This is a genomic window from Streptomyces sp. NRRL F-5755 (genome assembly GCF_001279365.1).
In the GTDB taxonomy this organism is placed as follows: Bacteria; Actinomycetota; Actinomycetes; order Streptomycetales; family Streptomycetaceae; genus Streptomyces; species Streptomyces rimosus.
Map to the genome: position 1 here is coordinate 1 of NZ_LGCW01000263.1, position 22,097 is coordinate 22,097.

The following is a 22,097-nucleotide window of genomic DNA, read 5'->3' on the forward strand; positions in this document are numbered from 1 at the left end:
CCGACGCCGACCGCACCGCCCCCCTCCTCCCCTCCTCACTCCTCGCTCCTCCCCCCTCGCGGCCACTCCGTGCCACATCCGTTAGGGAAGCGTTAGTCAAGCGGCAGCCCGGCAGGTCAAGGTGGCATCGCAGCATGCAGCACCAGCAGCGACCCCGGGAGACCCCATGCCGCGCCGCACCGTTACGGAGGCAGCCACCGCACGCCGCGACCGCAGCCGCCACGGCGACGGGCGCGGCCGTACCCGTACGCTCGCCCGTACCCGTACGCTGCGGACCGCCGCCGCCGGGCTCACGGCGGTGGCCGCTCTCGGCCTGCTCACCGCGTGCGGCGGTCAGGAGGCGCTGAAGACGAGCGACGGCAAGCCGTTCCACCCCTTCGGCAAGGATTCCGGCGGCGCGGACGAACCGCTGGGCCCGGAGGTGACCGGCTCCCGCACCGACCGGACCGCCACCGGGGTCCACGCGTCCTGCGACCCCGCGCGGGTCACGCTGGCCGCCAAGCCGCTCCCCCAGCCGCCCGGCCGCATCCTCCTCCAGGTCACCAACACCTCCCGTACCGCCTGCGACCTGCACGGCTCCCCCCACCTGCGCGCCGGCGACACGGACCCCACCCACCTCCGTGAACGGCCCGCCAACCGCGCGCCCCGCACCCCGCTCACCCTCGCCCCCGGCGGCACCGCCTACGCCACCATCACCACGCACACCACCGGCCGCGAAGCCCGCACCCTCTCGATCGGCTTCACCGACCGCGACGGCCACACCCTCCCCGGCCTCCAGGCCCGCGTCCGGCTCCCGAAGGGCGTCCACCTGGACGACGACGCCCGCGTCTCACACTGGCAACGCGACCTGAAGCGCGCCCTCGCCCCCTGACAACCACCCGCCCACACCACGCGATTGGCACCCGGGCCGCCGGGTACCCGGTCCACGACCGGCCCGGAACATCCAATCGCGTACGGAGGCGGAAACCATGGGCATCGGATGGTGCATCGGTCTGCTCGCGCTGGGCGGCATCCTGACCTTCGCGGTGGACTGGCACATGGCCGGGGTCAACCTGCACCTCGTCGGCCTGATCCTGATGGCCGTAGGCATCATCGGCATAGCGGCCTACGTCAGCATCTTCAAACGCCGCCGCATGCAGCCCCCGAGCCCGGCGGCCCCGGTGGTGGAGGAGACGCATCGGATGCATTACGAGGACTGAAGGGCGTGGATACGTACCGGCGACGGCTGCCGGTACGTGATCACCCCCAGGTGAGGCGCTGCCCTTCCGGCCCGACGCGCAGCCACATACGGTCGGCCGACGGGCACCCGTCCGCTTGCCACCGCACAACGCGCCCGGTGATCTCGTCCCACAGGCGCGCAGGCCCGCCCTGCCGCACCAACCATCGCGCACCGTCGTGGAAAACCACCGCCCACGCCTCGGCGTCCACGTCGATCACGACGTGCTCCGCGCGCCCCTCACGTTCCAGCGTCAGCCGCTGTGCGCGCGGCGCGGCGAACTGTGCGACGAACCGGGCCGTCCAGTCGTCGAGCGCGTCCGCGCCCAGCTCGGTGGGTTCCGCGTCCCCCTCCCCGAGGTTCGGCAAGAGGCCCAACGGCGGCGGAAGGTGGGGCCGGGCCAGCATGAACGAGACCTGCCCGCCCAGAACCGGCCCACCGGCCGTGCCATCGTCGGAGACCGTCAGCCGTACGAGCTCGGACGCGTGCATCCATCCGCCCACCGTGAGCAGCACCTCGCCCCCGGGCCGCGTCTGAGCGATCCAGTCCGCCGGCACGGTGTGCACGCCGCATGTGGCGATCACGCGATCGTACGGACCGCCCTCCTCGTGGCCCGCGAGCCCGTCGCCGACCACGCGGACAGGCCGGTGACCGGAGCCCGCTAGGGCCATCCCGGCACGGGCGGACACCTCGGCGTCGACCTCGACCGTGGTCACGTTGTCCGCACCGACGGCCCGACAGAGCAGCGCGGTCGAATAGCCCGTACCCGTACCGATTTCCAGGACCCGCATCCCCTCGGCCACCCGCAGCTCTTCGAGCATCCGCACGACCAGGCTCGGCAGGGTGGAGGACGACGACGGGGCCGCGGCGATACGCCCCTCGACCTGGTCGGGGAAGACACCCCCGGCGACCTGCGTCACGAGGGTGTCGTCTTCGTAGACCCGCACGAGCCCGCCCGGGCCGTCCCCCACCACAGGCCGGTACCAGCCACCCTCTTCGTACTCGAACCAGCCGCGCGATAGGAACGCCTCGCGGGGCACCGCCCTGACAGCTGCCTCCCATCGGGGACTGCTCAGGGCGCCGGACTTGAGCAGATGCTGCACGAGGCCGGCCCGTAGGCGCTCCGAATTCCGGGGATCAGTCATGCGGGGTTGTTCCATTCTCCAGCAGGTCGGCGATGGCGTGGGTGATGGGGAGGGCGGTCGCGTCTTCGAGCCACGCCCATTGGCCATTGGGGTTGCACTCCAGAAACCACCATGTGCCGTCCGCGGTCACGGCGAAGTCGAAGGCTCCGAAGTTCAGTCCGAAGGTGGCGAGAAAACGCTTTAGCGCACCGCCTGTCTCTCTCGGGCAGGCGACCGGCTCATAGATGAGGTTCTGATATTCGGCTCTCCAGTCCACGACCCCGGGTGGGGCGGTGATCCGCGCGCTGAACGCCTGCTCACCGACGACAACCGCCCGCACGTCCGCTTCCTTGGGCACCCGCGCCTGGAAAAGGTGTGCACTACGGCTCACCGCTCCGTCGATCTCCTCCACCCCGACCGGAGCGGCCCAGATTCCGGCGGGCTCCCCCTCGACCTGGTACGGCCCAGCGTGCAACGGCTTGTAGATCGCGGGCCGTTCGGCACAGAACTGTTCGGCCTCCCGAGTGTCGTTGGTGATGAGAGTGGCGGGGACCGTGAGCCCTGCGCGGATCGCGGCAACCAACTGAGCGGGCTTGTACTCGGCCCGTGCAATGGCCTGCGGGTGACTCAGGTACAGACAACCCGGCAACGCTCCCAGCACACCGCCAAGGCCACGACGCGCCTCTTGCGCGGCGAACCTGGCCGACTGCTCACCGTTGCCCGACAGGTAGGGACTCGGCCGACGGTGGTACAGGGCTCGTACGGCGGCGAGATCAGCCGTACGCTCCCCGGTTGTCAGGTACCCACTCCACCCCGTCCGGCCGGCGCGCCCGTCCCCGATACGCGCGGCGAGCGAGACGGACGCCGGGAAGTCGCGCCCCGGGTCGAACCGGAGGACGGGCACCCGCCGACGGTTCAGTTCCGTGATGACGAGGTCAGCGGTCGCGTCCTCGTACTCCGTACACACCAATACCGGGCGTCCGTCCATAGCGCCGCCGCCTAGTCCTGCGTGGCGTCGTGGCCGGAGTCGGCATCCACTTTGCCGTCCTTGCCGACCTGGGTGGGCGGGTAGGTGTTCACGCTCGTGCCGTGCTTGCCGAGTTCGGCAGGTGTGATCGTTCCGACCTGCCCGCTCCACCGGCCGGTCTGCGTGACGGGGTCAATGCCCTCGTACCGCCACGGCGAGGCAGACCCGTTACGCAGTGGTACCAGGCGGCGCATCCCCCACGGGGTCGGTACAGCGGTCTCCGTACCTACGAGTTCCGTTTTCATGTCTTCTCCTTGATCGCTTCATACGGGGCTGGCTGTAGGACGGCGTAGTCACCGAAGTTCCGGCGATACCGCCGGTGCCCCGTCTCCTGCGTGTGCTTGCGCTGCCACTCCTCGACGGGGCCCGGGGCGTGGTGTGTGCCGGACTCCGCGCCGCACTCCGTCTCGTCACCGGACACGCACCGGGCCTCGTACTCCGGCTCCGCCGTCCGGTCCTGGCTGATCGTGAACGGCACGTACCGGAACGTCCGCCGGGGCATCAGGGGTGCTCCCGGCGCTGGTGCTGGCGCATGAGGACGTTGGCGTCGGTCTGTGCGCTGGCGTCGAATCTGGCCCGGGCCTCGGCTCGCTGTGCGGCGAGGGCTGTACACGTCGCGCAGCCTGGTGCGGGTACGGGCGGGCGGCTCAGGTCTTCCTGCGGAACGTTCACGGTGTCCGGCCCTCTCGCTTGCGCCCCGAGTCCCTGACGTGCAGGAAACCGCCGGCCTTTTCGATCTCACGAGCGATCGCGTCGTACTCCTGAGGTACGGGCGAGATCATCGAGCGCCACGCGGTGAGCACGGCACCGGCCTCGCCGAGCTGAACGCGCTCGATTGCCCGCCCGAGCCCGTCGCGTCCGTCGGGCGGCAGCAACCCGACGTGCTCCTCGATCACGCCGGTGATCTCCCACCCGAAGTCCCCGGCGTACTCGGTGCATTCCTTACGGGCCGTGCCGAGGTCGGTGTCAGGTGCGCCGCACAGGTAGATCACGCAGCGGAAGCGCGCGATCCCCGCGGGTTCGGCGGGTACGCCGTCCTCGCCCGTCGGCATACCCGCTGCCGCGTCCGCGAGTGCCTGACGGCGTCTCAGGGTGTGCTCGGTTCGACGGTGCGTGGTCCGTCCCTGCCTCTGTCCACTCTCGGCGCTGGCCATGCACTGAGGGTGCCCATGCGTTCGCGCACGGTGAAGAGATGGGGCGTAGGACCGAAGTCGGCCATCGGTCCCGACTCGTACGCTCCGTGGGACTCATGCGATCAAGGGCACGCCGATCACCTCACCGATCCGCCGGACACGCGCCGTCGAGACGTTCGCGAGCCGCTTCCCGATGATGGCGGGCAACGCCTGGTGCCTGACCCACTCCGGAGCATCGAGCCCGACTTCGACCAGCGTGTTGCCTGCCTGGTCATGAAGGCCGGCACCGCACTGGGCGAGGGCCACGTCGAGCTTGTAGCGGTTCCGCGCGAGTTTGGGCATGGAAGGCGGCAGTTCTGTGCGGGATGCCAGGCCCAGCGCCTTTCCGTGGTTGCCGAGCGCCACGGCGATTCCCACGGCTTCGGTGCTCGCCGCGGTGGGGCCGAAGTGGGTGCCGTACAGCGCCACGTCCCGACCGAGCCTCGCCGCTGCCGCATGCGCCTGTGACAGGTAGTCATCGGCGGATACGGCATCGCCGCGTCGTGAGGCGGCGACCGCAGCGGAGATCATCAGGCGCCCGTATGCGAGCAGTTGGGGGCCGGACGCCTTGCTGAACGACGGCTCGATCCGCAGCGCGGCACGCTCGGCGACGGCAACAGCCCGGGACACCTTCGCGCTGCGTAGGTGAACCCACGACAACGTCGACTCCAGGAGCGCGGCCAGCACCACATCACCGGAGTCTTCCGCCAGACGACGCGCAGAGGTGAGCGCGCTCAGGGCGAGATCGCGCTGGCCGAGCAGAATCGCGGCCGACGACGCGAACTGGTAGGTGCCGGCGAGGACCGACCCCAGTCGTTCCCGCTCGTGCCCTGTCGCCTGCCCGTACCGGACGCTCCCTTCGAGCAGCACCTTGGCGATGAGCTCACTCAACTCGCCGTAGTCGCCGCGCCAGTACGTGATTTCCACGCGCTTGTGAGCGGCCGACAGCTCACCGAGCGTGCTCGGCTCCCCTGCGCCGTCCCAGTCCCCGAGGGCACTCTCGTGCACCGCGTCGGAAAGCCGCCGCAGAGCGGCCCTGGTGTCCCGGCTCGCGCCCCGGCGCGGCGCCTGCTGCCCCAGGATCACGGATACGTCCGTATTCAGCGCACCGGCGATCCTGAGCAGCGAACCGACGGACAGCTCACCGCGGTCCTGCTCGGCCTTCTGCACCAGGGCGAGGGAGACGCCCGCGGCCTCGGCGAGCCCCTGCTGTGTCAGGTCGGAACCGCGCAGGTGCTTGATGCGCTTACCAGTCGTGAAATCGGCCCAGTTGCTCACGATCACCTCGGTGGGTTCGATCAGGCTCGGCGGCTTGCTTCGATGGTAGGGCCCGCCACTGACACGCCAACGGTGAGCAGAACACCCGGAATGCGAAATGCACCGACTCACCGATCCATACCCATCCCAGAAATGCGACATTCCGTCGCACTTGATCAATGCAATCGGCTCACCCTTCGCGGACCGACCCTCAATACGAAGAAAAGTGACAAGGCCGGTCACTGATGACGGGGCGCCCCCCGACGGCTCTGGCGTATCACCGGCCACTCGCTATGGTGTCGTTGCCATGCCACCCACACACGCCCCGCCCAATCCGCACCACTGAACGCAGTGACACCACTGGGGGACCCCATGACCGCACGCCGCTCCCGCCGCCCCGCCGCCTACGCGGCACTGGCCGTCGCGATGGCCGGATCGCTTGCTCTGGCCGGATGTTCCGGGAATTCGAAGAGCAGCAAGAGCAGCTCGAAGAAGTCGTCGTCGAAGAAATCGTCCAAGAGCAAGACGAAAAAGATCATCGGTGGTGGCGCGGCGGCGGGTGCCGGTGCGGCGGCCGGGTCGCGTGGTGCGCGGGCGTGCGGTCCCGGGATGTTCCGGTTCGAGATTTATTCGCATGCGCCCAACGATCATGTGGTGATCAAGGCCGTGAACATCAGCAGCACCCGTTCCTGCCTGCTCTACAACCACCCGCTGGTCCGCTTCAACGGCGCCAAGGACCCGTTGCCGCTGCTCAAGGACAGCAATGTGATGGGCGGGGACGTGGAGACCGTACGGCCCAAGGGGACGGTCTGGGCGAGTATTCCGACCGGCACCGCCGCCCAGAAGGGCAGTGGCAAGAAGACGTACGCGACGGTCGAATTCAGCGGGAGCGATCTGAACGGCTCTCCGAAGGGGCCGCCGCAGCGCGTCGACTTCCGTAACGCGCCGGTGGCGGTCGGCGCCTCCCAGGTCACGTACTGGCAGAGCACGCTGAGCCGGGCGGAGAGCTATACGAAGCCGAAGGGGTAGGGGCGGGGCGGGCGGCCCTGGCGAGGGCCGCCCGCCCCTGCCCGGCTACTCCTGGGCCGCGCCCTCGTCCATCCCCGCCAGCACCAGCGCCAGCCGCTCCGTCCCGCCCTCGACCACCCGCACCGGGACGCCCCAGTCCTGCTGGTGCACATGGCAGGCCGGGTACTCGATCGCCGGGTCGTCGTCGCAGGACGCCGCCATCGCGGAGACGTGCAGCACGCCCTCCGTCACGCCGTCCGCCAGCACCAGGTCGCGGGCGAGGTCGGTGTCCGCGCCGTCGCCGGAGGCCAGCAGTTCGGGCGGGGTCGAGCTGACCAGGAGGCGGGTGGACGGGCCGTACCGGAGGTCCAGTTTCTGGCCCGCGGGGGCCTGGAAGATGACGTCGAGGCGGAGCTTTCCGGGGCCGACCTCGGTGGCCGCGCGCTGGGTGCGGTGCGCGACCGACTCGACCCGTACGGCCTCCTCGGGCAGCCGCAGCCGGGTCAGGCGGTGGCGTGCCGACTCGACCACGACGATCTCCGGGTCGCCGGAGCCCTCGTCGCCGACGAGCACCGCGTCGGACGGTTCGCGCAGGTCGGTCGCGAGCGTGCTGACCTCGCCGGTCGCGGGGTCGTAGCGGCGCAGCGCGTGGTTGTACGTGTCGGAGACGGCGACCGAGCCGTCAGGGAGCGCGGTGACGCCCAGCGGGTGCTGGAGCAGCGCCTGGGCCGCGTCGCCGTCGCGATGGCCGAAGTCGAACAGACCGGTGCCGACCGCGGTGTGCACGACAAGGTCCGTGTCCAGCCAGCGGACCGCGCTGGTCTCGGAGTCCGCGACCCACAGCCGGTCCCCGGCCGCCGCCAGGCCGGACGGCTGCGCGAACCACGCCTCCGCCGCCGGTCCGTCCACCAGGCCCTCGTTGGTCGTACCGGCGGCCGCCTCGACGGTCTCGGTGGCCGGGTCGTACGTCCACAGCTGGTGCACGCCCGCCATCGCGATCCACAGCCGGTCCTGCCACCAGGCCACGTCCCACGGCGAGGACAGGTCCACCTCGCGGGCGGGGCCGGAGGTCGCCGAGCCCTGCCACCACTGCTTGCCGGTGCCGGCCACGGTGGCGATCTCGCCGGTCTCCAGGTCGAACGTACGGATCGCGTGGTTGACCGTGTCGGCGACCGCGACCTTGCCGTCCGGCAGCAGCGCCAGGCCCTGCGGCTCGCTGAAGGCGTCCGCGCCGAAGCCGCGCTCGCCGCTGCCGATCCGGCGCAGTACGGTCTCGCCGTCCGCGGCCAGCTCCACGAGCTGGTGCCGGGTGGTGTCCGAGACCAGGAAGGTGCCGCCGGGCAGGCGCAGCGCCTTGCCGGGGAAGCGCAGGTCGGTGGCGACCGGCTCCGGCGGTACGTACGGCCCGTCGCCGCGCCGCAGCGTCCCCTTCGCCTCGTGCTCCGCCTCCAGCTCACCGACCAGCGTCTCGATGGCGTGCGCGTGCCCCTCACCGGCGTGCTGGGCGACGACGTACCCCTCGGGGTCGATCACGACCAGCGTCGGCCAGGCCCGTACCGCGTACTGCTTCCAGGTGGCCAGCTCCGGGTCGTCCAGCACCGGGTGCTCGACCTCGTACCGCTCGACGGCGTCCACCACGGCCTGGTGCTCGGCCTCGTGCACGAACTTCGGCGAGTGCACCCCGATGATCACCACGGTGTCCCGGTGCCGCTCCTCCAGCTCCCGCAGCTCGTCGAGTACGTGCAGGCAGTTCACGCAGCAGAAGGTCCAAAAATCCAGGATCACGATGCGGCCCCGCAGGTCGGCAAGGGTGTATTCCTTGCCGCCGGTGTTCAGCCAGCCGCCCTTTCCGACCAGCTCGGGGGCGCGGACTCGGGCGCGGCGCGGGGTGTTCGAAGCGGGGGCGTCGTTCATGGTTCAAGGGTGCCACCTGGGCATGAACACGCGGTCACGGGAGTACGGCGTGTGAGGCAGCCGACAGGGCGCACCCCGTACAAAGCCCTCCCGCGTCCGGATCACGTCCACCCCGCCTCCAGCACCGTCCCGTGCTCCCCGCCCATGTGCTTCTTGATCAGGACCCGCGCGTCCGTCTCGGCGCTCCGGTCGTGGGTGGCCCGCGCCCGGCGGCGGGCCGTGTCGAGGTCGGTGCAGCGGGGGCAGCCCGCCTTGGGGGTGAACCGCCGGGTGGTGACCGCTTCTGCCATGGGGTCATGGTCCGTGCGGGGCGGCGCGGGGTGGTGAAGGACCCGCGTACGGGGCGCGGAAGGTCACCTGGCTGTACGGGCCCGATGGTGGTGCGCCGGGGAGGAGGCGGGGATATGGGGGAGGTGGCGCGGAGTGGTGCGGGGCGTTGGCAGGCGAGGGCCGGGAACATGTCCGGCATGAGGTATCTCATTCACGACCGGATTTTCGGCATCGGTGACGATTACTGGATCGATGACGAGCACGGGCGGCACGTTTATCTCGTCGACGGGAAGGCGCTGCGACTGCGCGAGACCTTCGAGCTGAAGGACACCGACCGGCGCGTCCTGGTGACCATCCGCAAGAAGTGGCTCGCCCTGCGCGACACCATGACCATCGAGCGGGACGACCGGACGCTGGCCACCATCCGGCGCAAGCGGCTGTCGCTGCTGCGCAACCACTACCGCGTGGAGCTGGTGGACGGCACCGAGCTGGACGTCAGCGGCAAGATCCTGGACCGTGAGTTCGCCGTCGAGTACGACGGCGAACTGCTCGCGGACATCTCGCGCCGCTGGCTGTCCGTACGGGACACCTATGCGGTGCAGGTGGTGCGGGAGGACGCCGATCCCTCGCTGCTCATCGCCGTCGCGGTGGGGGTGATCCGGCTGGCGGAGCGGGAGCGGGGGGACGACTGAGGGGCCGCTTCCGGTTACGGGGTGTCCAGGCCCAGCACCCGGTCGCGCAGCGCCGGGAAGTCCTCCCGGGTCTTGCCCACCTTGGCCGGATCGAGCTCCACGGTCAGCACTTCCTCGTACGGACCGGCCTCCGCCAGCACCTCGCCCCACGGATCGACGGCGACACTGTGGCCGGCCTGCTCGACGCCGCCGTTCGTGCCCGCGGTGCCGCAGGCCAGTACGTAGCTCTGGTTCTCCACCGCGCGGGCGCGGGCCAGCAGCGACCAGTGGGCGCGGCGGCGGGCGGGCCAGCCGGCGGGGATGACGAGGGTCTGCGCGCCGGCGTCCACCAACTGGCGGAAGAGTTCCGGGAAACGCAGGTCGTAACAGGTGGCCAGGCCCAGGGTCGTGTCCGGGAGCGGGACGGTGACGGGCTTCTCGCCCGCGCCCATCAGGACCGCCTCGCCCTTGTCGAAACCGAAGCGGTGGATCTTCCGGTAGGAGGCGGCGAGCCGGCCGTCGGGGGAGAAGACGAGCGAGGTGTTGTAGAGGGTGCCGTCGGGGGCGCGCTCCACGAACGAGCCCGCGTGCAGCCAGACACCGGTGTCGCGGGCGGCTTCCGACATCGCCTGATACGTGGGGCCTTCGAGCGGTTCGGCCTCGTCGGCGAACGTCTCGAACGCGAAGGCGCCGACCGGCCACAGCTCGGGGAGGACGACGAGATCGCTGGCCGCGCGCTCGCGGACCAGCGAACAGGCCCGCTCCCGCCGCGCGTTGACCGGTTCCGCCGTGTCCACATGAAGCTGGATCAGTGAAGCGCGCACAGTACCACCGCCTAAGCATTCGAGCCGGGTCGCCGTCAAAAATCGGCCTACGATGGTCACCCGAAAGCACTGCCGGGGTGCCCGTGCGCAGCGTAACTTAACTGCACAGACAGCAGCCCGCGTACGACCGTCCGAGGGGTTCCGTGACCGTCCATCCCAGCCTGCAGCCCTCCATCGACGCCTGGACGCACTCCATCGAAGCGATATCCGAGCTGGTCAAGCCACTGGTCGAAGGCGACTGGAACAGGCCGACGGATCTTCCGGGGTGGTCCGTGCGCGATGTCGTCTCGCACATCATCGGCCTGGAGAGCGAGATGCTCGGCGACCCCCGGCCCATCCATTCCCTGCCGCGCGACCTCTACCACGTACGCACGGATTTCGCCCGCCGGATGGAGCTCCAGGTGGACGTCCGGCGGCATCACACCGGTCCGGAGATGACCGCCGAGCTGGAGTACATGATCATTCGTCGCGCGCGGTCGCTGCGGAACGAGACCCGCGACCCCGAGACGGTGCTGCGCACCCCGCTCGGCGAGGAGCGCACGCTGGCGTACGCCCTGCGGCAGCGGGCGTTCGACGTATGGGTCCACGAACAGGACCTGCGCCACGCGCTGAACCTGCCCGGCAACCTCGACTCGCCCGGCGGCCAGCTCACCCGCGACCTGCTGCTGCTCGCGCTGCCGAAGGTGGTCGCCAAGCACTCGGGCGCGCCCGCCGGTTCGGCCGTCGTCTTCGACGTGAGCGGCGCGCTGGAGTTCATGCGGACGGTCCGGGTGGACGCGCAGGGCAACGGCTCGATCGACGAGAGCGTCTCGCTCGGCCCGGCCGTGACGCTCTCGATGGACTGGGAGATCTTCCTCCGGCTGGCCTGCGGCCGGGTGCGGCCCGCCGCCGTCACCGACCAGGTCAAGATCGACGGCGAGCGGGAGCTGGCGGCGGCGATCCTGGAGCACTTCGCGATCACTCCGTAGGGGGCCGAGGCGGGCGCTGCCGGGTTTCGGCCGTCCCGTTACGCCGGTACGTACGCGATCCCATGACGCCCGTACGCGCGCCGCCCCGTCACACCCGTACGCGCCGCCCCGCTACGCCGGTACGTGCACCGCCTCCACCCGGCTCGTCACCAGCCGTTCCCGCTCCCGCCGGTGCGCCCGGCCGCGCAGCCGCAGGATCTGCGCGACGCCGAGCGCCTGGAGGACGAAGACCGAGACGAACGCGATGCGGTAGTTGTCGCCGGTGGCGTCCAGCAGGATGCCGATCGCCAGCAGCGTCGTCATCGAGGCCGTGAAGCCGCCCATGTTGACGATGCCTGAGGCGGTGCCCTGGCGCTCCGGCGGGTTGGCCGGGCGGGCGAAGTCGAAGCCGATCATCGAGGCGGGGCCGCAGGCGCCGAGCACCGTGCACAGCACGATCAGCAGCCATACGGGCGCGTGGTCGGCCGGCCAGGCCAGCGTGATCGCCCACAGCAGTGCGGTGGCGGCGACGGTGCCGAGCGCCAGCGGCGTACGGGCGGCGTGGTGACGGGCGATGACCTGCCCGTAGACCAGGCCGACGACCATGTTGGACAGCACGACGAGGGTGAGCAGTTCGCCCGCCTCACCGCGCGTCAGGCCCTGGGCCTCGACGAGGAACGGCAGGCCCCACAGCAGCAGGAAGACCATCGCCGGGAACTGGGTGGTGAAGTGCACCCACATGCCCAGCCGGGTGCCCGGCTCGCGCCAGGCGTCGGCTATCTGACGGCGGACGAAGGCGGCGCCGGTGTGTGTGGCGGGCGCCGGGGCGGGCTCGTAACCCTCGGGGTGGTCCTTGAGGAAGGCCAGCACCAGAGCGAGGACGACGATGCCGCCGAGCGCGCTGGCCGCGAAGGTCGGTGTCCAGCCGAAGGCGTGCAGCAGCCGGGCGAGGACGAGCGTGGAGACGAGGTTGCCCGCCATCCCGATGAGGGCGGCGATCTGGGCTATCAGGGGGCCGCGCCGGGCCGGGAACCAGCGCGCGCCCAGCCGCAGCACGCTGATGAACGTGAGCGCGTCACCGCACCCGAGGAGCGCCCGCGAGCCGAGCGCCATCGCGTACGACTGCGAGAGCGCGAAGCCGAACTGGCCGACGGTGTACAGCACCACGCCCAGGATCAGCACCTTCTTGGTGCCGAGCCGGTCGACCAGCAGGCCGACGGGTATCTGCATGCCCGCGTAGACGAGCAGTTGGAGGATGGAGAAGGTGGACAGCGCGGAGGCGTTGATGTGGAAACGTTCCGCCGCGTCCAGTCCGGCCACGCCGAGGCTCGTACGGTAGGTGATCGCCACGAAGTAGACGGCGACACCGATGCCCCAGACCGCCATGGCCTTGCGGCCGCCGGGCGGGTCGCCGGGCAGCAGGGCGCCCCGGCCGGTGGTGGAGCCGCTCATCGGACGTCCCCCTGGGCCAGGTTCCGCACCCAGCTGACGTGCCGGTGCACGGCGTCCACGGCCGCGGCCGCGTCCCCGGCGCGCAGCGCCCGGAGGATCTCCCCGTGCTCGGCGATGTTCTTCGCGATGCGGTCCGGGTGGGCGTGCATGACGGCGACGCCCATCCGCAGCTGCCGGTCGCGCAGCTGCTCGTACAGCCGGTCCAGGATCTGGTTGCCCGCGCTGCGCACGATCGCCGCGTGGAAGCAGCGGTCGGCGACGGACACGGCGGCGAGGTCGCCGGAGGCGGCCAGTTCCTCCATCTTCACGAGCTGCTCCTCCAGCTCGGCGATGAGCGCGGGCGAGGCAGGCACGGCCTTGCGGGCCGCGTGCTCCTCGACCAGCAGGCGGGTCTCCACCACGTCCGCGATCTCCTGCGCGGAGACCGGCAGGACCATGGCGCCCTTCTTCGGGTAGAGCTTCATCAGCCCCTCGACCTCAAGGCGCAGCAGCGCCTCCCGCACGGGCGTACGCGACACGCCGACGGCCTCGGCCAGCTCGCCTTCGGTGAGCAGCATCCCGCCCTCGTAGCGCCGCTCCAGTACGGCTTGCTTGACGTACGCGTAGACGCGCTCGGCGGCGGGCGGGGTTTTCGTGGGGGTGGCGGCGGTGCGGGTGGGGGTTTCCGGCGCAGCTGTGACCGGAGCGGCGACTGATGGCATGCGCACAGCATAGATACAACACGTATGCGTCGGGCAGGGTGGTCCAGGATGCGGGACGGAATGGAGGGCGGGAGGGGCCGGGAGGCCCCTGGCGAGTGGGCGCCCGGGCTGATCGGTGCGCCCGAGCGGGCGCCTGGTCCGATCGCCCTCGCCCCGGCCTCGCCCGAGGCGCCTGGGCTGCTGCCCGTACGCCCCGCCGTATCAGTGCTGGTGCGCCGCCATCGCCCCGTCGTGATCCGACAGTTCCTCGCTGCGGTCCAGCGCATACGCCCAGATCAGGTGCCGTACGCGAGGGGCGGTGCCCGGCCGGGTCAGGCCGCGGGCCCGCAGCTCCAGCTCCTGGTCCTCCTTGGTGCCGCGCTCCAGGTGCTGGCGCAGGTGCTCGCGCTCGGAGACGACGGTGAACGTCTCCAGGAAGACCGTCGGGTCGTCCATGTCCTCGTACAGGCCCCAGATCGTCGCGCCGGTACGCCGCCGCGCCTGCCCGACCGGCCGCATGGCCTGGATGAACGCCTCCGCGTTGGCCCGTTCCACCTGCCATTCCACGATGACCAGCACGGGGCCGATGTTCCGGCCCGGCGTCTCCAGGCTCTCCGGCTCGGGCCAGTGCTGGACGTGCTCCACGTCGATGTGCCCGGCGGGCATCGGCATCTTCCGCATGCTCGCGACCGTCGTCAGCGCCAGCCCCACGCCCGCGATCACGAACGCGCTCTGTACGCCGAACCAGTCGGCCACCAGGCCCCAGCCCACCCCGCCCAGCGCCTGCCCGCCCATGAAGACCAGCTGGTAGTAGGCGAGCGCGCGGGTGCGCGCCCACACGGGGAGCAGGATCTGCGCCGAAGCGGAGAGGGTGGACAGCACGGCCACCCAGGCCAGGCCCGAGACGATCAGGGCGAGCGCGGCCACGAGCGAGGAGTTCACCAGGCCGATCACCGCCATGGTCGCCGCGTACAGCACCATGGCGACGGTGACCAGGCCGTTCGTCGTCGTACGGGGCCGGACGACGGGCAGCGCGAGCGCACCGGCCACCGCACCCACCCCGACACAGCCCAGCAGCAGCCCGTACCCCCCGGCGCTCATGCCCAGCGGGCCGCGCGCGATGGCCGGGAGCAGCGCCCACAGCCCGCCCGCGAAAAGCATGAAGAGCCCGGAACGCCCGAGTACGGCGCCGAACTCGGGCGCCCTGCGCACGTACCGGGCGCCCGCGCGGATCGCTCCCCGTACGTGTTCCGAGCCCAGTGGCCGGTGGGTGGCGGGCCGACGCCAGGCGTAGAGCACGACCATGACGCCCAGGAAGGACAGCGCGTTGATCCCGAAAGTGGCCGCCGGGCCCGCGGCGGAGATGAGCAGGCCGCCGAGGGCCGGTCCGGCGGCCCGCGCGACGTTGCCGTTGGCGCTGTTGAGCAGGGCGGCCTGGGGGATCTCCTCCTTGCTGACCAGCTCGGGCTGGATGGCCTGGAAGGAGGAGATGCAGAACGCCTCGCCCACCCCCATCAGGGCGGTGAGCAGGAGCAGCAGGGTCGGGGTCGCCTGTCCGGCGCCGGTGACGAGGGCCAGCCCGGCCGCCCCGAGGAACATCAGCAGTTGCCCGCCGAGGAGCAGCCGCCGCTGGTCGAGGATGTCGCCCAGCGCACCGGCCGGCACCACCAGCGCGAAGACCGGCAGCGTGGTGGCCGTCTGCACGAGGGCCACCTCCAGCGGTCCGCCGCCGAGGTCGCCCATCAGCCACTGGGCGCCGACCGTCTGCATCCAGGTGCCCATGTTGGCCGCCAGCTGGGCCGTCCACAGCGCCCGGAACATCCGGCGGCGCATGGGGGCCCACGCCGACGGTTCAGGAGGAACCGCCTCCGGGGGCACTCCGCCCGGAGGCGGTTCGTCCAGCGTGGGTGGCTGTTTCACGTGAAACGCTCTTCTCGCCGTGGGACCGACCGCTGTGTCCCTGTGTCCGTACCCCCGGCGAGCGGCGATTGGTGCCTTACGTCCCGAGATTCACCGGTCTGGGAGAGGGGGCGGCTGCTCCGGAGGGAGCCTGCGGACGACGGCTTCCGGCGCCGTCTCCGCGCCGCTGCGGTCACCGGCCGCCGGACCGGGCCGCCCGCCGTCGGCCGAGGCGGGCAGCCGGGTGCCGATGCTGCGGTAGCGCACGGCCAACTCCCCCATCCGCTCCGGGCTGAGGCAGTTCTTCCCGTCGATGATCAGCCGCGGCTCGTGGAGCAGAGCGGCCAGCGCCTGCCAGTCGGCCTCGATCGCCTGCGGCCACTCGGTCAGCACCACGACGGCGTGCGCGCCCTCGACCGCCTCCGTCAGGCCCTCCGCCGCACGGGCGCCGGGGAACAGGCCGGTGATGGCGTCCGTATCGGTGCCCGGGTCCCAGACCCGCACCCGCGCGCCCTGGCCGAGCAGCGCCGGGATCACCGTACGGCTGGGCGCCGCGCGCAGATCGTCGCTCCAGGGCTCGTACCGCACGCCGAGCACCGCGATCTCCGCGTCCGCCAGGCCGTCGGCGGGCCCGCCGCCGAGTTCGGCGCGCAGCATCTGGATCGCCAGCCCGGACTGGGCGTCGTTGACGGCGATGGTGGCGCGCAGCAGCGGGGTCGCCAGACCTTCGGTGCTCGCCCAGTGGGCCAGCGCATGGGTGTCCTTGGGCAGGCAGGAGTCGCCGTACCCGAGGCCGGGCTGGAGGAAGGCATGGCCGATCCGGGGGTCGAAGCCGACGCCCAGCATCACATGGTCGATGTCGATGTCCGGGCCGCAGCACATGCCGGCCACCTCGTTCGCGAAGCTGATCTTCGTGGCGAGGAAGGCGTTGCTCGCGTACTTGATCATCTCCGCGCCGGAGGGCGTCGTCTCGACCCAGGGCGCGGCCACCCCCGCGTACAGCTCGCGCAGCGCCCGCAGCCCCGCCTCGTGCCACGTACCGGCCACGATGCGGGCGGGGACGGCCCAGTCCTCCAGCGCACTGCCCTGGTTGAGGAACTCCGGGTTGTACGCGAAGCGTTCACGCAGCCGCGGGTAGGTCTCGGCGAGCATGGCGCTGGTGCCGGGAGGCACGGTCGACTTGAGCACCACGCAGGGTGCGGGCAGCAGTTGGAGAACCTCGTTCAGTACGGGGGTCACCTGCGTCAGGTCGGCGGAGCCGTCCGGCGCGGGTGGCGTCCCGACGGTGACGAGGACGATGTCGAACGGCGTCCGCCGGTGGCTTTCGGTGACGGACCGGGCGAAGCGGAGCCGGCCGGTGGCCTGTGCGGCCGTCAGCTGCTCCGGCAGCCCCGGTTCGAAGACCGGCGCCCGCCCTGCCTCCAGGACGCGCAGCCGGTCCGGATCCTGTTCGATCCCGGTGACGTGATGCCCTTGATGGGCCAGGGCGACCGCTCCGGTCAAGCCCACATATCCCTGTCCTATGACCGCGACTCGCATCCCAAATCAGCCCCTTCGGTCCTGCTGATTTGATGCGCCCCGCCAGTGGATTCCCCCGGGCGACGAGGCAATTGTTCCCAGTGTGCGAGGTGCGGTGCGGGCGCGCAGCCGGAGCGGGCCTCCGGACCGGAAAAGGCGTGCGGAACGGCCGTACGAAGCCGTTCCACACGCCTTTTCCCAACTGGCCAAACAGGCCGCTTCGCGTAACCGGTCAGCGCTTCCAGCGCGTGTCGAGCGACACCAGCCGGTCCTTGCCGCAGTTCCCGCCGAACGTCCACGAGCCACGGCCGACCCATGCCCCGTGCTGGGCGTAGGTCTTCTTTTTCTTGGCGTTGTAGCACTCGGTCTCGGAGCGCGCCTTGCCGCTCCACACGATGCAGGAGGCGGACCACTTGTGCTTGTCGCTCTTCCAGGCGCCGCACGCGTAGTCGTTGGACTTCGCGCTGGCAGGCGTGGCCGTACCGAGCAGCATGCCGCCGACGAACACCGCGGCGGTCGCGATTCCGGCCACCCGGCCGCGCTTCCCCGTAATGCGCACTTCAGACATCCCCGTTTCCGCCCGGAAGAGGCCGGGCGCACGTAACCGAAGGGTCGCGCAGTGGAATTGCGCGCCCATGCGCCCGCCGTGATCCCGTACGAGCACGGCGCAATTGTCCCACAGCGATCACCGCGAGTAGACACTGTCTACTCGCCACTGGTAGACAGTGTCTATGGACACACCGAAGACGCCCGGCACGCCGGAACAGGAAGACGGCGGCCTCCGCACCCGCCTGGTCGCCGTCGGGGCCGAACTGGTCGCGGCCGAAGGCGTGCAGGCGCTGACCCTGCGGGAAATCGCGCGCCGTGCCGGCGTCTCGCACGGGGCACCGCGCCGCTATTTCCCTACGCATCTCTCGCTGCTTTCCGCCATCGCCCGGCGAGGGTTCGGGGAACTGTCGGAGCACCTGGCCGCCGAGGCGGGCGACCAGCCGCACTCGGACCCCCGCGCCCAACTCCACGCACTGGCCCGCGCCTACCTCGGCTTCGCCCGTAGGCACCCCGGTATGTACGAGCTGATGTTCCGCCACGACCTGCTGGAGAGCGGGCACCTCGGCCTTCGCGAGACCAGCCTGCCGATGTTCACCGCGCTCGTGGACCTGGTTGCCCAGGTACACACCCGCCCGGACGCCGGACCACGCGCCGTCGCGGGCGCGCTGTGGGCGAACCTGCACGGCATCGCCCAACTGTGGGGGTGGGGCAGCCTCCAGCTCGCCACCGGCGCCGACGACGTGGAGCCGCTGCTGCGGGCCGCGCTCGACGCCCACCTGGGCCCGGCCCCCCGGTGAACCCCCGCCGCCTCCAGCACCTCACCCTCATCAGCAGCATCACCGGAGCGGTGATCGTCGCCCTGGACGGCACGGTGCTGACCGTCGTTCAGCCCACCCTCCAACGCGACCTGGGCGCCTCGTTCGTGCAGGTCCAGTGGGCGGGCACGGGCTATCTGATCGCCGTGGCCAGCCTCCTCGTCTTCGCGGGCCGCCTCGGCGACCGGTACGGCCACCGGCAGGTCTTCGCCGCCGGAGTACTCGGCTTCGCCCTCACCTCGGCGGGCATCGGGCTGGCCACCGACATCCGCTGGCTCATCGGGCTGCGCGTTGCCCAGGGAGTGTTCGGCGCGCTGCTGCAACCGGCCACGCTGGGCATGCTGCGGGCCGCCTATCCGCCCGACCGGATCGGCACGCCGATCGCGGTGCGGACGAGCGCGATCGGGCTGGCCGCCGCGGCCGGACCGGTCCTCGGCGGCGCGCTCGCCGCTCAACTGGGCTGGCGGGCGGTCTTCTTCCTCACCATCGTGCCCGCGCTGGCCGCGTGCGGCCTGGCTGTCGCCGTACGACTCCCGGAGCCGCGGCCCCGGCCCTCCGCTGCGGCCGTACGACTGGACCTGCCCGGCGCGTTCCTGCTGGCCGTGGCGCTGAGCGGCCTGGTGCACACGCTCGTCGGCCTGCCGGAGAGCGGCTGGACACCGGTCACCGTGCTGGGGCTCGCCGCCGCCGTCGTGGCGGGCGCCGTCTTCGTACGGCACGAGCGGCGTACCCCCGACCCGCTGATCCCGCCGGACGTACTGCGCGCGCCGGGCGTCACCCCCGCGCTCGGCACCCTGGTCACGGCGACGGCGGCCATGTTCGGCGCCCTGTTCCTGTGCACGTACTACCTCCAGAACGTGCTCGCGCTGGACCCGTTCCGCGCCGGGCTGGAAACCCTGCCGCTGGCCGTGATGATGGTGGTGGGCGCGCCGGTCTCGGCCCGGGTACAGCGGCGCCTGGGCACGCGCCGTACCACGACATGCGGGGCCCTGCTGCTCGCCGTCGGCGTCCTCCTGATGTCCCGCCTCGGCCAGACGTCGGGCAGCGTGGCCATCGGCGGCTGCTTCTTCCTGCTGGGCGCCGGATTCGGCACGGTGATGGTCACCGCGACGGCCGCGATCGTCCGCCGGGCCCCCGCGCACACCGCCGGGGTGGCGGGCGGCCTCCAGCAGACGGCGATGAATGTCGGGCCGGTGGTGGGGGTGGCTGTGGCGACGATGCTGATGACCGCGTTCGCGGGGACGGGGACGGGCGCCTCGCCCTCCTCCCCAGCCTCATCCTCCACCGCCACCCCACCCTCCGCTTTCGTCTCCGCGATGGGCCCCACGCTGGTGATCCTCGCGGGGGTGGCGGCCGCCGGCGTACTCCTGGCGCTTCGGTTGCCAGGGCGTACGGAGGCGGCCGGGGTGGCCGTCAGGCCGCCGCACCGCCTGCCCCACTCCGCTCCATGAGCCACCCCCGGTACCAGTCGACCGTCGCGCCGATCCCCGCGCGCAGGGGCATCGGCGCCATGCCGAAGCGCTGCTCGAAGGCGTCCGAGACCATCGTCTGCCCCTCGGTGTGCTGGTAGAACAGCTCGGCGTACTCCGCCATGAAGCTTTCGTCGAACGGACCCCAGGCGCGCGGTTCGGTCAGCACCTCGATCTCGAACGGCGTCCCGACGCACTCCCGCACCAGGTCCAGCACCTCGCGCACGGTCGGCGCCGGGGCCGTCGGCAGGTGCCAGACCCGCCCGTACTCGACCGGCTCCTGGCCGAGACGGGCCAGGCCACGGGCCACGTCGCCGATGTACGTGAAGCTGTGTGGAAGGTCCAGGGTGCCGATGGCCATGACCGTGCCGCCGGTCAGGGCGGGCGGGAAGGTCGCCCCGCCGAGCGTCGAGTTGAGGACGCGCGGCCCGTAGAAGTCGGCGGCGCGGGCCAGCACGACCGGCAGCCGCCCCGCCTCGTGGGCCGCCAGGTACGCCTCGTCCAGCTCTGCCCGCATCCGCCCCTTACGGGAAGTGGCCCGCCACGGGGAGTCCTCGGTCAGCGGCTCACCGTGGGAGGGACCGTACGGGTACAAGGTGTCCATCACCACCAGGCGCGCGCCGGCCGCCGCCACGGCCTCCACGATCACCTTCTGGAGCGCGGGCATCACCTCGACCTGAAGCTCGTAGGCGACATTCACGCAGTGGTAGACCACCTCGGCGCCCCGCACCGCCTCCCGTGCGGCGTCCGGCGATCCGAGGTCGGCGGTGACGGCCTCCGCGCCGGGCAGCACGGTGCGGCCCGTCCGGTCGACGGTCCGTACGCGCAGGCCCTGGCGCAACAGGACCTGGGCGAGCGTGAGGCCGGCGGGGCCGGTGCCGAGGACGACGTGCAGTGGGCGGGTGGGCTTGGCAGGCATGGCGGAACCTTTCCGTTCGAAGGAACGCCGCTCCGGGACACCCGAAGCGCGCTAACGATCCTCACTATAGCTATAGCTTCTAACCAAAACTACAGCCGATACCATTCCCCCTGGAGAATTCACCGCTCGTGACCGCCGGAGCCGCCCCATGCCGCCGTCCGCCAACCCCACCCCCGCATCCACCCCCGACACCGCCCAGACGCCACGCCAGCGCTACCGGGCCCAGGTCCAGCAGGAGATCAAGCAGGCCGCGCTGGCGCAGATCGCGGCCGGCGGCATCGAGGCGCTGAGCATCAACGCCATCGCCAAGACCCTCGGCATGTCGGGCCCGGCCCTCTACAAGTACTTCCGCAACCGTGACGACCTGCTCACGGTGCTCATCAGCGACGGTTACGAGGACGCCGCCGAGGCCATCCGTACGGCAGCGCACCGGGCCGCCGACCGTTCACCCCGCGCCCGGCTGCTCGCCCTCGCCCACGCGTACCGCGACTGGGCCCTCGCCCAGCCGCACCGCTACCTGCTCCTCGCGGGGACCCCCGCCGTGTCGTACGAGGCGCCCGCCCACACCACGGACAGCGCCCGCGCGGTCATCGGCCCCTTCGTGGCCGTCCTGGCCGAGGGCGAGCCATGGCCGGCGGCGGAACCGCTGTACGACGAGGTACGCGCCTGGGTGACGGACACCCCCGCCGTCGCCGAGTGGGCCGCCGCCTACGCCCCGGAAGCCACCGACCCGGTCCCCGCCCTCGCCGCCTCCGTCCTGGCCTGGACCCGCATGCACGGCATCGTCAGCCTCGAAGTCCAGGGCAACTTCGGCGGCATGGGCCACAAGGCGGGCACGCTCCTGGACCTCGAAATGGGCGCCCTGGCCGATGCGGTGGGGCTGGCCGGCGCCTGACCTCACGACGGAGGGCCCTGGCAAAACCGGTCGCCAGGGCCCTCCCTCCCGTACGTGGTGCCGCTACCTCGCAGCGCCCTTCTTGCACGCGGGCTTCGCATGCTTCGACTTCACGTGCAGCCCCTCAAGCTGCTGCCTGCACAGGTCGAGCGAATACGCCGAGCCCTGACCGTCCTCGGCAACCCCGCACGCCTTGGCGGCCTTGCCGCCGACGGGCACCTTGTACCCGGCGTGCCGCAGATACTGCTGGCAGTCCCACCCCCAGGCCTGCGCCGGACTCGCCACGACCAGCGGCAATGCCCCTGCCACGACGATCCCACTCGCGGCCAGAGCCGCCCGCTGGACCCACTTGCTCCGCATCACACGTTCCTTTCGACACTGAGTCGTGCCGGGCGCGCCTGCCCAGGGAGGGTGCGGGGTATGCCGGTCACCGCCACGCGGTGTGCACTTGAGCCCCGTCGGCCTGCTTCA

At 71.4% G+C, this 22,097-nt stretch carries 24 protein-coding genes; 8 read left to right on the top strand and 16 right to left on the bottom strand.

Going from position 1 to position 22,097, the window contains the following annotated elements; translation table 11 throughout:
- Positions 1-166 precede the first annotated feature (166 nt).
- Complete coding sequence (locus tag ADK86_RS22625; protein ID WP_053698228.1) at positions 167-871, top strand: DUF4232 domain-containing protein; 705 nt, start codon at positions 167-169, stop codon at positions 869-871.
- Positions 872-968: 97 nt separating this feature from the next.
- The gene (locus ADK86_RS22630) at positions 969-1,199 is read left to right on the top strand and encodes a DUF6458 family protein (RefSeq protein ID WP_003980373.1); all 231 of its coding nucleotides are present in this window, start codon (positions 969-971) and stop codon (positions 1,197-1,199) included.
- 40 nt (positions 1,200-1,239) lie between these two features.
- On the opposite strand, the gene tgmC is transcribed toward ADK86_RS22630, so the two are convergent.
- The 6 genes from tgmC to ADK86_RS22660 form a co-directional block, all read right to left on the bottom strand.
- Complete coding sequence (gene tgmC / locus ADK86_RS22635; protein WP_053698229.1) at positions 1,240-2,361, bottom strand: ATP-grasp peptide maturase system methyltransferase; 1,122 nt, start codon at positions 2,359-2,361, stop codon at positions 1,240-1,242.
- Positions 2,354-3,328 (bottom strand): ATP-grasp ribosomal peptide maturase, encoded by a 975-nt coding sequence (tgmB, locus tag ADK86_RS22640; protein WP_053698230.1) that lies wholly within the window; start codon positions 3,326-3,328, stop codon positions 2,354-2,356. The genes tgmC and tgmB overlap by 8 nt, the downstream gene beginning before the upstream one ends.
- Positions 3,329-3,339: 11 nt before the next feature.
- On the bottom strand, positions 3,340-3,612 hold the full coding sequence (tgmA, locus tag ADK86_RS22645; protein WP_078952191.1) for a putative ATP-grasp-modified RiPP: 273 nt from the start codon (positions 3,610-3,612) through the stop codon (positions 3,340-3,342).
- Positions 3,609-3,869 (bottom strand): hypothetical protein, encoded by a 261-nt coding sequence (locus tag ADK86_RS22650; RefSeq protein WP_053698231.1) that lies wholly within the window; start codon positions 3,867-3,869, stop codon positions 3,609-3,611. Before ADK86_RS22650 ends, tgmA begins: the two co-directional genes overlap by 4 nt.
- 166 nt (positions 3,870-4,035) lie before the next feature.
- Positions 4,036-4,419 carry a hypothetical protein gene (locus ADK86_RS22655; protein WP_234345967.1) on the bottom strand — a complete coding sequence of 128 codons (384 nt, stop codon included), beginning with the start codon at positions 4,417-4,419 and terminating at the stop codon, positions 4,036-4,038.
- 195 nt (positions 4,420-4,614) lie between these two features.
- On the bottom strand, positions 4,615-5,817 hold the full coding sequence (locus tag ADK86_RS22660) for a helix-turn-helix domain-containing protein (protein ID WP_053698274.1): 1,203 nt from the start codon (positions 5,815-5,817) through the stop codon (positions 4,615-4,617).
- Positions 5,818-6,168: 351 nt separating this feature from the next.
- On the opposite strand from ADK86_RS22660, the gene ADK86_RS40175 reads away from it, so the two are divergent.
- A complete protein-coding gene (locus tag ADK86_RS40175) occupies positions 6,169-6,825 on the top strand; it encodes a DUF4232 domain-containing protein (RefSeq protein ID WP_063789060.1) in 657 nt (218 codons plus the stop codon).
- A 45-nt stretch (positions 6,826-6,870) separates the two neighbouring features.
- Here the strand turns inward: ADK86_RS40175 and ADK86_RS22670 are convergent, their stop codons facing one another.
- Both ADK86_RS22670 and ADK86_RS22675 read right to left on the bottom strand, forming a co-directional pair.
- A complete protein-coding gene (locus ADK86_RS22670; protein WP_053698234.1) occupies positions 6,871-8,718 on the bottom strand; it encodes an NHL domain-containing thioredoxin family protein in 1,848 nt (615 codons plus the stop codon).
- A 101-nt stretch (positions 8,719-8,819) separates the two neighbouring features.
- A complete protein-coding gene (locus ADK86_RS22675; protein WP_053698235.1) occupies positions 8,820-9,008 on the bottom strand; it encodes a hypothetical protein in 189 nt (62 codons plus the stop codon).
- Between the two features lie 177 nt (positions 9,009-9,185).
- On the opposite strand from ADK86_RS22675, the gene ADK86_RS22680 reads away from it, so the two are divergent.
- Entirely contained in the window at positions 9,186-9,680 is a 495-nt protein-coding gene (locus ADK86_RS22680) for an LURP-one-related/scramblase family protein (RefSeq protein WP_053698236.1), read from the top strand.
- Positions 9,681-9,694: 14 nt separating this feature from the next.
- Here ADK86_RS22680 and ADK86_RS22685 read toward each other — a convergent pair whose 3' ends face one another.
- Complete coding sequence (locus ADK86_RS22685; RefSeq protein ID WP_053698237.1) at positions 9,695-10,483, bottom strand: carbon-nitrogen family hydrolase; 789 nt, start codon at positions 10,481-10,483, stop codon at positions 9,695-9,697.
- Positions 10,484-10,626: 143 nt separating this feature from the next.
- Here ADK86_RS22685 and ADK86_RS22690 point away from each other — a divergent pair, with 143 nt between their 5' ends.
- On the top strand, positions 10,627-11,451 hold the full coding sequence (locus ADK86_RS22690; protein WP_053698238.1) for a maleylpyruvate isomerase family mycothiol-dependent enzyme: 825 nt from the start codon (positions 10,627-10,629) through the stop codon (positions 11,449-11,451).
- A gap of 111 nt (positions 11,452-11,562) precedes the next feature.
- Here ADK86_RS22690 and ADK86_RS22695 read toward each other — a convergent pair whose 3' ends face one another.
- The 5 genes from ADK86_RS22695 to ADK86_RS22715 form a co-directional block, all read right to left on the bottom strand.
- Complete coding sequence (locus ADK86_RS22695) at positions 11,563-12,882, bottom strand: MFS transporter (protein ID WP_078952192.1); 1,320 nt, start codon at positions 12,880-12,882, stop codon at positions 11,563-11,565.
- A complete protein-coding gene (locus ADK86_RS22700) occupies positions 12,879-13,583 on the bottom strand; it encodes a GntR family transcriptional regulator (protein ID WP_053698276.1) in 705 nt (234 codons plus the stop codon). Before ADK86_RS22700 ends, ADK86_RS22695 begins: the two co-directional genes overlap by 4 nt.
- 201 nt (positions 13,584-13,784) lie before the next feature.
- Entirely contained in the window at positions 13,785-15,482 is a 1,698-nt protein-coding gene (locus ADK86_RS22705) for an MFS transporter (RefSeq protein ID WP_234345968.1), read from the bottom strand.
- Positions 15,483-15,572: 90 nt separating this feature from the next.
- Positions 15,573-17,000: a UDP-glucose dehydrogenase family protein gene (locus ADK86_RS22710; protein ID WP_053698240.1), complete on the bottom strand. Its 1,428-nt coding sequence runs from the start codon at positions 16,998-17,000 to the stop codon at positions 15,573-15,575.
- 211 nt (positions 17,001-17,211) lie between these two features.
- Positions 17,212-17,547, bottom strand: coding sequence for a hypothetical protein (locus ADK86_RS22715; RefSeq protein ID WP_063789062.1), 336 nt, complete (start codon positions 17,545-17,547; stop codon positions 17,212-17,214).
- Positions 17,548-17,710: 163 nt separating this feature from the next.
- On the opposite strand from ADK86_RS22715, the gene ADK86_RS22720 reads away from it, so the two are divergent.
- Together ADK86_RS22720 and ADK86_RS22725 are read left to right on the top strand one after the other, a co-directional pair.
- A complete protein-coding gene (locus ADK86_RS22720; protein ID WP_053698242.1) occupies positions 17,711-18,325 on the top strand; it encodes a TetR/AcrR family transcriptional regulator in 615 nt (204 codons plus the stop codon).
- Positions 18,322-19,794 carry an MFS transporter gene (locus tag ADK86_RS22725; protein WP_053698243.1) on the top strand — a complete coding sequence of 491 codons (1,473 nt, stop codon included), beginning with the start codon at positions 18,322-18,324 and terminating at the stop codon, positions 19,792-19,794. Before ADK86_RS22720 ends, ADK86_RS22725 begins: the two co-directional genes overlap by 4 nt.
- Here ADK86_RS22725 and ADK86_RS22730 read toward each other — a convergent pair.
- On the bottom strand, positions 19,757-20,731 hold the full coding sequence (locus tag ADK86_RS22730) for an NAD-dependent epimerase/dehydratase family protein (protein WP_053698244.1): 975 nt from the start codon (positions 20,729-20,731) through the stop codon (positions 19,757-19,759). The genes ADK86_RS22725 and ADK86_RS22730 overlap by 38 nt on opposite strands.
- Positions 20,732-20,879: 148 nt before the next feature.
- Here ADK86_RS22730 and ADK86_RS22735 point away from each other — a divergent pair, with 148 nt between their 5' ends.
- Entirely contained in the window at positions 20,880-21,626 is a 747-nt protein-coding gene (locus ADK86_RS22735) for a TetR/AcrR family transcriptional regulator (protein WP_053698245.1), read from the top strand.
- Between the two features lie 63 nt (positions 21,627-21,689).
- Here the strand turns inward: ADK86_RS22735 and ADK86_RS22740 are convergent, their stop codons facing one another.
- Positions 21,690-21,986 carry a hypothetical protein gene (locus ADK86_RS22740; protein ID WP_053698246.1) on the bottom strand — a complete coding sequence of 99 codons (297 nt, stop codon included), beginning with the start codon at positions 21,984-21,986 and terminating at the stop codon, positions 21,690-21,692.
- Positions 21,987-22,097: the final 111 nt, after the last annotated feature.